Consider the following 11,450-nt stretch of genomic DNA (forward strand, 5'->3'; position numbering starts at 1 on the left):
GAGGTAACTCGGTGAACGGCCGCTTCCTTTGTGGAGTTCCACGAGGGAAGTACGCGCTCACCGAGTTACCTCGGTGAGCATTCCGCGTCACAACCCGAGCTCGTCCGCCAGCACGGCCAGGTGGAGCTCGAAGAGGCCGGCGGGGTCGCCGAACGCGTCGGGGCCGAACTGACCGAAGACCTCGAAGCTGACCCGGCCGAAGAGGCTGGTCCAGACGAGTACGCCGCGGGTGAGACCCGAGTCGGGCAGGTCGAGACCGAGCTGGTCGCGGATGCCCTGAAGACCCTCCGCGAGCGCGGGCGAGATCTCCTCCGGCTCCTCGGGCAGTCGCAGCCGCCCGGCGGCGAGCGCGCCGCCACACACCCGCAGCATCGCGGTCGGGACCCGGGTGCCGGGCACGCTGGTGCGCTCATCGGGTGCGGCATAGCCGGGGACCGGTGACCCGAAGAGCAGGGCGTACGTCGCCGGCTCGGCGAGCGCCCAGGACCTGACCGCGCGGCCGAGGGCCATGAACTGGGCGCGGTAGTCGTCCGTGGGGGCAGAGGCGACGGCGGCGTCGACGGCGTCGCCGAGCTCGTCGTACCCGGAGACGAGGAGCAGGGTCAGCAGCTCGTCGCGGTTCTTCACGTAGCGGTAGACCGCGGAGGAGACCACGCCGAGGTCGCGGGCGACCGCACGCAGCGAGAGCGCGGCGGCACCATCGACCGCCAGGTGCTCGCGACCGATCCGGACGATCTCGTCCATGGTCTGCGCCCGTGCCCGCTCGCGGGGCGTGCCGTCTCGTGAGGTCGCTGTCATGCCGCCATCGTGACCCGTCCCGGAGAGCGCTGTCAACAAAAGTGAGCACTGCTCTTGCTTTTGTCCCCGGAGCGCGCCACACTCATTCCGAGAGCACTGCTCTCGATTCCGCCCCACACTTCAGGAGACAGCCATGAACAGCACCTACCTCGTCATCGGCGCCGGCCCCGTCGGCGCGACCATCGCCCAGCAGCTCGCCGCCCGCGGGGATCGCGTACGCCTCCTCACCCGCTCGGGGAGCGGCCCGGTGCACGCGAGCATCGAGCGGCTCCGCGGCGACGCCACGGATCTCGGCACCGTCACCCAGGCGGCGGCGGGCGTGAGCGCCGTCTTCCACTGCATGCACGGCAGCGCCTACGCCGCCGACACCTGGCGCGCCGAGCTCCCGCGGGCCGAGAAGGTCGTGCTCGAGGCCGCCGGACGGGCCGGCGCCGTGGCCATCTTCCCGGAGAGTCTCTACGCCTACGGCCACGTCACCGGGCCGATGACCGAGCAGACGCCGCGTGACGCCGACTTCGGCAAGCCCGCGGTGCGGGTCGACCTGCTCCGCGCCCGCGACGCCTCCCCGACCCCGACGGTCAGCGTCGCGGCCTCGGACTTCTACGGCCCGCTGGTGCGCAACGCCCACGCCGGCGAGCGCATGGTCCCGACGGTCCTCGCCGGCCGGACCATGCGCGTCCTCGGCGACCCGGACGCGCCGCACTCCTGGACGTACGTCCCGGACCTGGGCGCCGCGATGATCAAGGCGGCCGACGAGGAGACCCTGTGGGATTCCTTCCTGCACGCCCCCACCGCTCCGGCGATCTCACAGCGTGCCCTGGTGCAGCTCTACGCCGACGTGGCGGACGTCGCCGCCCCCAAAGTCAGCCGCATCCCGACCTGGACGATGAAGGCGGTCGGCGCGGTGCACGGCGGCACCCGGGAGCTGGCCGAGATGATCTACCAGTTCGACAAGCCGTTCGTGCTGGACTCCTCGGCCAGCGAGTCCCTGCTCGGCCTGGCTCCCACCCCGCTCGAGACCGGGGCCAAGGCGACGGTGGACTGGTGGCGTACGCAGGCCTGAGGGGGCTAGCGGGCGCTCCAGCCGCCGTCCATGGCCCACGAGGCACCGGAGACCATCGAGGCGTCCGGGCCGGTGAGCCAGCCGACCAGGGAGCCGACCTCGTCCGGCTCGACCAGCCGCTTCACCGCGACGTCCTGCAGGAGCACCTGCTCGACGACCTCGGAGGCAGGGACACCGTGCACCCTGGCCTGGTCGGCGATCTGCTTCTCCACCAGCGGCGTACGCACGTAGCCCGGGTTGATGCAGACGCTGGTCACCCCGTGCGGACCGCCCTCGAGGGCGGTCACCTTCGAGAGTCCCTCCAGGCCGTGCTTGGCCGAGACGTAGGCGCTCTTGAAGGGGGAGGCGACCAGGCCGTGCACGGAGGAGATGTTGACGATGCGGCCCCAGCCATTGGCGTACATGTGCGGCAAGGCGGCCCTGACCAGCAGGAACGGAGCGACGAGCATGATCGAGTGGATCCTGCGGAAGTCGTCGGGGTCGAACTCCTCGATCGGGCTGACCCGCTGGATGCCGGCGTTGTTGACCAGGATGTCGACCTCCAGCGAGAGGTCGTCCAAGGCCTCGGTGGCGGTCAGGTCCGCCACCCACGCCTCGCCGCCGATCTCCTCGGCGAGGGCATGGGCGGCATCGCCGGCCAGGTCGGCGACGACGACCCGCGCGCCGCGGGCGGCGAGCTCGCGGGCCACCGCCGCACCGATCCCCGAGGCGCCACCGGTGACCAGGGCCTTCCGGCCCCGCAGCGTACGTCCGGAGGGACCGCCACCCGAGACGGCCGAGGTCACGCCGGGCTCACCTCGCGCTCGGCCTCACGTGCGGCGTCGGCACGGTCCAGGGCCCGCAGCGACGTGCCCCTGGTCTCCTTGAGCGTGAGCACGACGAGCGCGGTGAGGATGCCGGCGACCGCGAGGTAGATCGCGGTGTTGGTCCAGGTGCCGGTGTCCTTGAGCCAGGCGATGGCCAGGAGCGGCGCGAGCGAACCGGCGAAGATCGAGGTCACCTGGTAGGAGATCGAGATGCCGGAGTAGCGCATCCGGGTCGGGAACATCTCGGCCATGATCGCGGGCTGCGTGGAGTACATCAGCGCGTGGATGGCCAGACCGGCGATCAGCGCCGCCACGATCGCGAGGTTGTTCTTGGTGTCGAGCATCGGGAACGCCCAGAAGCCCCAGGTCGCGCCCAGCACCGCACCCACCAGGTAGACAGGCTTGCGGCCGATACCGTCGGCGATCCTGCCGACGGCGAGGATGAAGAAGAAGTGGCAGGCGTGCGCGACCGCGATCAGGCCGAGCAGCGCGCCCTGGTCCATCTTCTGGTCCTCGACCAGGTAGACGATCGAGAAGGACACCACCAGGTAGTACATGATGTTCTCCGCGAACCTCAGACCCATGCCCTTCAGCACGCCCAGCGGGTAGCGGCGGAGCACCTCGAAGACGCCGTAGCCGGTCGAGGCGGCATCGCTCTGCTCCGCCTTCGCCTCCTCGAAGATGGGCGAGTCGGTCACCGAACGGCGGATGAAGTAGCCGACGACGACCACCACGGCCGAGAGCCAGAACGCGACTCGCCAGCCCCACGCCAGGAAGGCGGCGTCGGAGAGCGCGAGGGTCATCACGGTGAGCACCAGGGTGGCGAGCAGGTTGCCCACCGGCACCGCGGCCTGCGGCCAGGCCGCCCAGGTCGCGCGCCTGTCGTCGGGGGCGTGCTCGGCGACCAGCAGGACGGCACCGCCCCACTCACCACCCAGCGCGAGCCCCTGCACGAACCGGAGCACCACCAGCGCGATCGGCGCGGCGAGCCCGATCTGGTCGTACGTCGGCAGGCAGCCCATCAGCACGGTCGCGACACCGATCAGCATGATGGTCAGCTGCAGGGTGTACTTGCGGCCGAGGCGGTCGCCGATGTGGCCGAAGACGACGCCGCCCAGGGGGCGGGCGACGAACCCGATGGCGTACGTCACGAAGGCGGCGATGATCGCGTCGTAGGCGTTGCCGGTGGCCGGCATGATCACCTTGGCGAAGACGAGCGCCGAGGCGGTCGCATAGAGGAAGAAGTCGTACCACTCCACGACCGTGCCGGCCATGGAGGCCGCCACGGTCCTGCGGAGCAGGCCCTGCTCGTCGACTGGGTCGTTGGGGGCGGCGGTGGCGCCCGGCTGTGTCGTGGACATGGCTCGGAGTGTGACAGCGATCATAATGTGCTTGCAACGCGCATGTTGGCACACGGCATGAACGAAAATGCACATTCGCCGATAGGGTCACCCCATGGCCACCCCTCCGTCGACGCCGCCCTCCGCCGACCAGCTGCTGGTGCTGCTGGAGGTGGCCCGCAGCGGCCGCTTCACCACCGCCGCGCGCTCGCTGGGCCTGACCCACACGACGGTCAGCCGCAACATCTCCGCCCTCGAGCGCGCCCTCGGCGGCCGGGTCCTGGTGCGCGGCTCCGACGGGTGGGCGCTGACCGCTCTCGGTGAGCGCGCCGCGCGGGCCGCCGAGGGAGTCGCCGAGTCGCTGGCCCGGCTGGCGGCCGACGAGCCGGCCGACCCGGTGGCCGGCGTGGTCCGGATGTCGACGACCGACGGGTTCGCCGCGTACATCGCCTCGCCGGCGGTGGCCGCGCTGCGGCAGGACCACCCCGAGCTCTCGGTCGAGATCGTCACCGTGACCCGGCAGGCGGCGCAGCACCGCTCCGGCGTCGACATCGAGGTGGTCGTCGGCGAGCCGGCGGTGAACCGCGGCCGGGCGATGCACCTGGGCGAGTACGAGCTCGGCCTCTACGCCTCCCCCGCCTATCTGGAGCGCCACGGCGCCCCCGGCACGATCGAGGAGGCCGTACGCCATCGCCTGGTCTACTTCGTCGACTCGATGCTCCAGGTCGACGACCTCGACATCCCCCGGCGGCTGCTGCCCGGCATCCGCGACGCGGTCACCTCGACGAACGTGTTCGTCCACGTCGAGGCGACCCGGGCCGGAGCCGGTCTGGGCCTGCTGCCCTGCTTCATGGCCGACCGGCACCCCGACCTCGTCCGGATGCTCCACGAGGACATCCACCAGCGGCTGCCCTACTGGGCGGTCGTGCATCCGGAGTCCTGGCGACGGCCCGCCGTGGCCGCCGTCGTGGGCGGCCTGCGGGAGCAGATGGACGAACAGCGAGACACCCTGATCGGCCGGTGACGCCCGCGGATTCGTTGGTACCGGCCCGGCGCCGGATGCCTGATCCTGGGCCCATGCTCCGCCGTTCCGCCGACCATCAGCGACAATTCACGGGTGCCACACTCGACTCGGGCAGCCGCCGTGCGTCTGGTGGCGTTCTTCGTGGCCGGGATGCGGCTGGCGACCCTCGCGCAGATGGCGCCGTCGCTGCTGACGGCGATGCCCGCGCTCTCCCGTGTCGACCACCCGTGGCTGACCGGGGCCAGCTGGATCCTGGCCACCGGCATGCTCGTCGCCATCACGGCGATCACCCTGGTCACCCGGCGGCCGCCGGGGGTGACGTACGCCGTGCTCGACGTCGCGGTGGCCGTGGCGCTGTTGGTCGTGGGGCTGTGGACGGTCCCCGTCGAGCTGCGGACAGGCACCTGGGTGGGGTTCCAGCTGGGCTACGCGCTGTGCGTGTCCTGCGGGCTCTCGGCCGTACGCTCGCGATGGCTGTGGATGTTCCTGCTCGCCTCGCTGGCGGTCGCCGAGGTGGTCTACATCGCGCCGACCGTGGACGGCTGGGCCGACCTCACCGGCGCACTGAGCACCTGCCTGACGCTGCTGGTGCTCGGGCCGCTGGCCTGGTTCGGCTGTCAGACGATCGTGCGGATCGGGACGGAGGCCGATGAGGCGCGGCGCTATGCCGCTGAGGCGGCCAAGGCCGAGGAGGAGCGGCGTGCCCGGCTCGCGATCCACAACGGCACCGCGATGATGCGGCTGCTCGTGGAGACCGACTCCGCCGGCGGCAACGGCGCGCTGCGGTCGCAGGCCGAGGTCGAGCTCAACCGGATGCGCGCGTATCTGAGTGGTCAGACCCCGCCGCCGGTGAGCGAGGCGACCAACCTGGCCGCGGTGGCCACCGCCGTCGGCGCGGAGTTCGACGACCTCCCGATCACGGTCGTCGCAGACCTTGCCCAGGACGTCGCGCTTCCGCGGGATCTCGCCGACGACCTGGCCGCCGCGCTGCGCAGCCTGCTCCTCAACGTACGCCAGCACGCGCAGGCTGGCCGGGTCGTCCTGCACGCCGCCGAGGACGAGGACGGCACCGGCTGGGAGGTCACCCTGCACGACGACGGCATCGGCTTCGACACCTCGGCGACCGCCTTCGGCGTCGGCCTGCGGGAGGTGGTCGTCGAGCAGCTGGCGCGCTCGGGCGTCTCCGTCGAGATCAGCAGCATCCGCGACCTCGGCACCACGGTCACGCTCACGCAGGCGACCGTCGCGGAGGTGTCGTGATGTCTGCGATGACCTCCGGCCCGCGGTTCACCCATGTGGACGACGCGACCGCGATGCGCGCCTCGCTCGGTCTGCTCCTGCCCGATCTCACCTTCGTGTCCAGCCACGGATCCGTCGAGGACCTCCTGGGCGTACGACCGGAGGCCGACGTGGTGATCCTCGACCTCCACCTCGCCAACACCGGTCAGCCCGACGCCTCCCAGGGCACCACCGCCATCCGGCGCATCGTCGAGGCCGGCTACCGGGTCTGCGTCTACTCCCAGGAGGAGCGCCGGTTCGTGCTCGCGGCCTGCCTCGCCGCCGGCGCGACGGGTGTGGTCTCCAAGTCGGCCACCCTGGCCGAGGCCGAGGCGGCCTTCCGGGCCGTGGCCTCCGATGAGCCGGTGATCCCCCCGGGCATCACCGGCCTCATCGAAGTTCTCGTACGCCGCCGCACCATCACCGTCCTCACCCCGCGGCAGCGCGAGGTCCTCGCCCATCGCGCCCGCGGACTGACGTACGCGGAGATGAGCCGGTCGATGTATCTGTCCGAGTCGACGCTGCGCGGCTACTGGATGGAGCTGGCCCAGCTGGTCTCGGAGTATCTGCGCGAGACCTCGCCCGGCGACATCGAGCACGCCCTCGGGCTGCGCCCGGGAGACCTGCTCGATCTCTGGCCGGAGTGAGCAGCTAGCTGCTGATCCCGCTCCACTTCCAGGTGCCGTCGGTGCCGACCTTGGACGAGGCCGAGAAGGTCGTGCTGTGCCCGATCCCGCTGCTCTGGCGGATGCGCACCGCGTTGCCGGTCGTCGGGTTGATCAGCACGATGTCCTTGGCCGCGACCGAGCCGTCGGCGTCGTAGCAGTTGTGCACCGACAGGTAGCGCCACCCCGTGCCGAGGCTGCGGACGACGTACTTCTTAGCCTCTGCCGGGCGGTCGGGGCGGACGACGATCTGCTCGAGCTTGTTGGTGCTCGGGTTGATCGAGTAGAGCAGGTTGTACATCACTCCGTTGTGGCTGGTCCACACGCCCGCGACGGTCGTCGTGCTCGGCAGGGTGACCGGCAGGTTCGTGACCGTGCCGAGGCGGGCGCCCGCGCTGGAGTAGGAGAGCGCGGTCTGCTGGACGACGCCGGAGGTCGTGACGCTGTAGACCTCCGTCGTCGGGCCGTTCACGACCTTCTTGGGACTCCAGCCGGTCACCGCGGAGCCGTTGGTGCGGTAGAGCTGCGCGGACTTCGTCTCGGTCAGCACGGACTGCCCGATGGTCCCGCCGATGGTCACGGTGCGGCCGGTGCCATCGGTGCCGGGCACGATGTAGCCGCTCTTCCAGGAGGTCTCGTCACCGGCCCCACCGACCTCGATCCAGGCCCGCGGGGACCAGGAGACCGTGGCAGCGCTGCGGTAGTTCCCCGTCACCGTGCTGTTGGTAATGGACCGCTTGCGGACATAGCCGCTGGCCTTGCCGTTGATCGAGCCGGAGCAGTTCACGGTGCCGGCCGCGGCGGCCGGCGAGCTCGCCCCTCCGATCGCGGTGAGCGATCCGGCGAGCAGGGCGGTGCCCGCGAGGGCGACCAGAGCCGAGCGACGCTGTCGAGTCATGTGCTTCATGACCGCGACGCTATCGACGCGAGCGGTCGAACGGTCCCAACGAATCCACACACTTCGCACGAGCTAGGTGTCCACCAACTGAAAGGAAACGTCCCATAACCTGGGACGGCGTACTTCGGATGGGTAGCGTGACCGCCATGTTCAAGAAGGTGTTGGTAGCCAACCGCGGCGAGATCGCGATCCGAGCTTTCCGTGCGGGCTTTGAGTTGGGTGCGAAGACGGTTGCCGTCTTCCCATATGAGGACCGGGGCTCCGAGCACCGGCTGAAGGCCGACGAGGCCTACCAGATCGGAGAGCTCGGCCATCCGATCCGGGCGTACCTCGATCCGGACGCGATCGTCGAGGTCGCCAAGCAGAGCGGCGCGGACGCCATCTACCCCGGCTATGGGTTCCTCTCCGAGAACCCGGCACTGGCCGAGGCCTGCGCCCGGGCGGGGATCACCTTCGTCGGGCCGTCGGCGGAGGTCCTCACGCTGACCGGCAACAAGGCCACCGCCATCGCGGCGGCGAAGGCCGCCGGCGTACCCACTCTTCAGTCCGTCGACCCCTCCACCGATGTCGACGCGCTCGTCTCCGCCGCATCCGCCCTCCCCTACCCGTTGTTCGTGAAGGCGGTCGCCGGTGGTGGCGGCCGCGGGATGCGCCGGGTCGACGACCCCGACAAGCTGCGCGAGGCCGTCGAGACCTGCATGCGCGAGGGCGAGGCCGCCTTCGGCGACCCGACCGTCTTCATCGAGCAGGCCGTGGTCGAGCCGCGTCACATCGAGGTGCAGATCCTCGCCGACGGCACCGGTGAGGTGATCCACCTCTTCGAGCGGGACTGCTCGGTGCAGCGCCGCCACCAGAAGGTCGTCGAGATCGCGCCCGCGCCGAACCTCGACCCTGAGCTGCGCGAACGCATGTGTGCGGACGCGGTGCGGTTCGCGAAGAAGATCGGCTACTCGTGTGCCGGCACCGTCGAGTTCCTGCTCGACCCGGCCGGCAACTACGTCTTCATCGAGATGAACCCACGTATCCAGGTCGAGCACACCGTGACCGAGGAGGTCACCGACGTCGACCTGGTCCGCTCGCAGATGCGGATCGCCGCCGGCGAGACGCTGGCCGACCTCGGACTGACCCAGGACTCCGTGCAGCTGCGCGGCGCGGCGATGCAGTGCCGGATCACCACCGAGGACCCTGCCAACAACTTCCGCCCCGACACGGGCATGATCACCACCTACCGCTCCCCCGGTGGTGCCGGGATCCGGGTCGACGGCGGCACGACGTACGCCGGGGCCGAGGTCTCGCCCCACTTCGACTCGATGCTCGCCAAGCTCACCTGTCGCGGGCGCACCTTCGAGGACGCCGTCACCCGGGCCCGACGGGCCGTGGCGGAGTTCCGGATCCGTGGGGTCGCGACGAACATCCCGTTCCTGCAGGCGCTGCTCGACGACCCCGACTTCATCTCGGGCTCGATCACGACCTCGTTCATCGAGACCCACCCGCAGCTGCTGACCGCGCGGGCCTCCGGTGACCGCGGCACCAAGCTGCTCACCTATCTGGCGGACGTGACCGTCAACCAGCCCCACGGCGCCGCCCCGGTCTCGCTCCACCCGGTCGAGAAGCTGCCGAAGCTCGACCTGTCGGTGGCTCCGCCGCCGGGCTCTCGCGATCTTCTTCGTGAGCTCGGGCCGGAGGGTTTCGCCGCCGCGCTGCGTTCCCAGGAGCCCGTCGCCGTCACCGACACCACCTTCCGCGACGCCCACCAGTCGCTGCTGGCGACGCGGGTCCGCACCACCGACCTGCTCGGCGTCGCCGGCCATGTCGCCCGGCTGACACCGCAGCTGTGGTCGCTGGAGGCATGGGGTGGCGCGACGTACGACGTGGCTCTCCGGTTCCTCTCCGAGGACCCGTGGGAGCGGCTGGCCGCGCTGCGCGAGGCGGTGCCGAACGTCAACCTGCAGATGCTGCTGCGCGGTCGCAACACGGTGGGCTACACGCCCTACCCGACCGAGGTCACCGACGCGTTCGTCTCCGAGGCCGCCTCGACCGGGATCGATGTCTTCCGGATCTTCGACGCGCTCAACGACGTGTCCCAGATGCGGCCGGCGATCTCTGCCGTTCGCGAGACCGGGACGGCCGTCGCCGAGGTGGCCCTGTGCTACACCGGCGACCTCTCCTCGCCGGACGAGAAGCTCTACACGCTCGACTACTACCTGCGGCTGGCCGAGGAGATCGTCTCGGCCGGGGCGCACGTGCTGGCGATCAAGGACATGGCCGGGCTGCTGCGGGCACCTGCCGCACGGACGCTCGTGACCGCGCTGCGAGAGCGGTTCGACCTGCCGGTCCACCTGCACACCCACGACACCGCTGGTGGCCAGCTGGCCACGCTGACGGCCGCGATCGAGGCCGGTGTCGACGCGGTCGACGCGGCCACCGCGTCGATGGCCGGGACCACCTCCCAGCCGCCGCTCTCCTCGCTGGTCGCGGCCGTGGACCACACCCCGCGCGCCACCGGGCTGTCGTTGGCCGCGGTGAACTCGCTCGAGCCCTACTGGGAGGCCGTACGCCGCGTCTACGCGCCCTTCGAGTCCGGACTGCCCGCACCGACCGGCCGGGTCTACCGCCACGAGATCCCGGGCGGCCAGCTCTCCAACCTGCGCCAGCAGGCGATCGCGCTCGGGCTGGGCGAGAAGTTCGAGCAGATCGAGGACATGTACGCCGCGGCCAACCAGATCCTCGGCCGCGTCCCCAAGGTCACCCCGTCCTCGAAGGTCATCGGCGACCTGGCTCTGTCGTTGGTCGCCGCAGGGGCTGATCCTTCTGCGTTCGAGGCGGACCCGGCTGCGTACGACATCCCGGCCTCCGTCATCGGCTTCCTCAACGGGGAGCTCGGTGACCCGCCGGGCGGCTGGCCCGAGCCGTTCCGCAGCAAGGCGATCGGTGGCCGCACCTGGAAGGCGCCGTCGCCGACCCTGTCGGCCGAGGACGCCGCCGGGCTCGCCTCCGACCGCCGCGGGACGCTCAACCGGCTGCTCTTCCCCGGACCGACGAAGGACTTCACCGAGGCCCGCTCGAAGTGGGGCGACGTGTCGGTGATCTCGACGCTCGACTACCTCTACGGCCTGCGCGAGGGCGAGGAGCACGTCGTCGAGATCTCCGAGGGCAAGACGGTCATCTTCGGTCTCACCGCCGTCTCCGAGCCCGACGAGCGCGGCATCCGCACCGTCATGGCGACGATCAACGGTCACCTGCGCCCGATCAGCGTGCGGGACCGCTCCGTCGCCGCCGAGGTCGCTGCCGCCGAGAAGGCCGACCCCGCCGTTCCCGGCCAGGTCGCAGCGCCTTTCCAGGGCGTCGTGACCATCGCGGTCGCGGCCGGCGAGACGGTCAAGGCCGGCGACACCGTCGCCACCATCGAGGCCATGAAGATGGAGGCCGCGATCACCGCTCCTGTCGACGGCACCGTCGCCCGCCTCGCCTTCTCCGGCACCCAGGCGGTCGACGGGGGTGACCTGGTCCTCGTGCTCGGCTGAGGCGGTTCCTTCGTCAAGGTATGCAGGGAAAGGCACACATCCCCAGCGGAGTTC

The 11,450-nt window shown here is 70.8% G+C and carries 9 protein-coding genes; 5 read left to right on the plus strand and 4 right to left on the minus strand.

From position 1 onward, the window contains the following. Positions 1 to 87: 87 nt before the first annotated feature. Complete coding sequence (locus ACFU7D_RS25335) at positions 88 to 798, minus strand: TetR/AcrR family transcriptional regulator (RefSeq protein WP_378872597.1); 711 nt, start codon at positions 796 to 798, stop codon at positions 88 to 90. 133 nt (positions 799 to 931) lie between these two features. On the opposite strand from ACFU7D_RS25335, the gene ACFU7D_RS25340 reads away from it, so the two are divergent. Next, a complete protein-coding gene (locus ACFU7D_RS25340) occupies positions 932 to 1,861 on the plus strand; it encodes an NAD-dependent epimerase/dehydratase family protein (RefSeq protein WP_378872599.1) in 930 nt (309 codons plus the stop codon). Between the two features lie 5 nt (positions 1,862 to 1,866). Here ACFU7D_RS25340 and ACFU7D_RS25345 read toward each other — a convergent pair whose 3' ends face one another. Both ACFU7D_RS25345 and ACFU7D_RS25350 read right to left on the minus strand, forming a co-directional pair. Beyond that, positions 1,867 to 2,646, minus strand: a complete 780-nt coding sequence (locus ACFU7D_RS25345; protein WP_378872602.1) for a 3-hydroxybutyrate dehydrogenase — start codon at positions 2,644 to 2,646, stop codon at positions 1,867 to 1,869. Further along, positions 2,643 to 4,028 (minus strand): MFS transporter, encoded by a 1,386-nt coding sequence (locus ACFU7D_RS25350; RefSeq protein WP_378727426.1) that lies wholly within the window; start codon positions 4,026 to 4,028, stop codon positions 2,643 to 2,645. The genes ACFU7D_RS25345 and ACFU7D_RS25350 overlap by 4 nt, the downstream gene beginning before the upstream one ends. Before the next feature lie 94 nt (positions 4,029 to 4,122). Here ACFU7D_RS25350 and ACFU7D_RS25355 point away from each other — a divergent pair, with 94 nt between their 5' ends. From ACFU7D_RS25355 to ACFU7D_RS25365, 3 genes are all read left to right on the plus strand, one after another. Continuing rightward, positions 4,123 to 5,031: a LysR family transcriptional regulator gene (locus tag ACFU7D_RS25355; RefSeq protein ID WP_378872605.1), complete on the plus strand. Its 909-nt coding sequence runs from the start codon at positions 4,123 to 4,125 to the stop codon at positions 5,029 to 5,031. Between the two features lie 93 nt (positions 5,032 to 5,124). Beyond that, positions 5,125 to 6,291: a hypothetical protein gene (locus ACFU7D_RS25360; RefSeq protein WP_378872608.1), complete on the plus strand. Its 1,167-nt coding sequence runs from the start codon at positions 5,125 to 5,127 to the stop codon at positions 6,289 to 6,291. Next, complete coding sequence (locus ACFU7D_RS25365; RefSeq protein WP_378872611.1) at positions 6,291 to 6,956, plus strand: hypothetical protein; 666 nt, start codon at positions 6,291 to 6,293, stop codon at positions 6,954 to 6,956. Before ACFU7D_RS25360 ends, ACFU7D_RS25365 begins: the two co-directional genes overlap by 1 nt. A gap of 4 nt (positions 6,957 to 6,960) precedes the next feature. On the opposite strand, the gene ACFU7D_RS25370 is transcribed toward ACFU7D_RS25365, so the two are convergent. Next, positions 6,961 to 7,881: a hypothetical protein gene (locus ACFU7D_RS25370; RefSeq protein ID WP_378872613.1), complete on the minus strand. Its 921-nt coding sequence runs from the start codon at positions 7,879 to 7,881 to the stop codon at positions 6,961 to 6,963. A 137-nt stretch (positions 7,882 to 8,018) separates the two neighbouring features. Here ACFU7D_RS25370 and ACFU7D_RS25375 point away from each other — a divergent pair, with 137 nt between their 5' ends. Then, positions 8,019 to 11,396: a pyruvate carboxylase gene (locus ACFU7D_RS25375; RefSeq protein WP_378872615.1), complete on the plus strand. Its 3,378-nt coding sequence runs from the start codon at positions 8,019 to 8,021 to the stop codon at positions 11,394 to 11,396. The last annotated feature ends 54 nt before the right edge of the window (positions 11,397 to 11,450 follow it).

Source organism: Nocardioides sp. NPDC057577, assembly GCF_042801335.1.
Lineage (GTDB): Bacteria > Actinomycetota > Actinomycetes > Propionibacteriales > Nocardioidaceae > Nocardioides.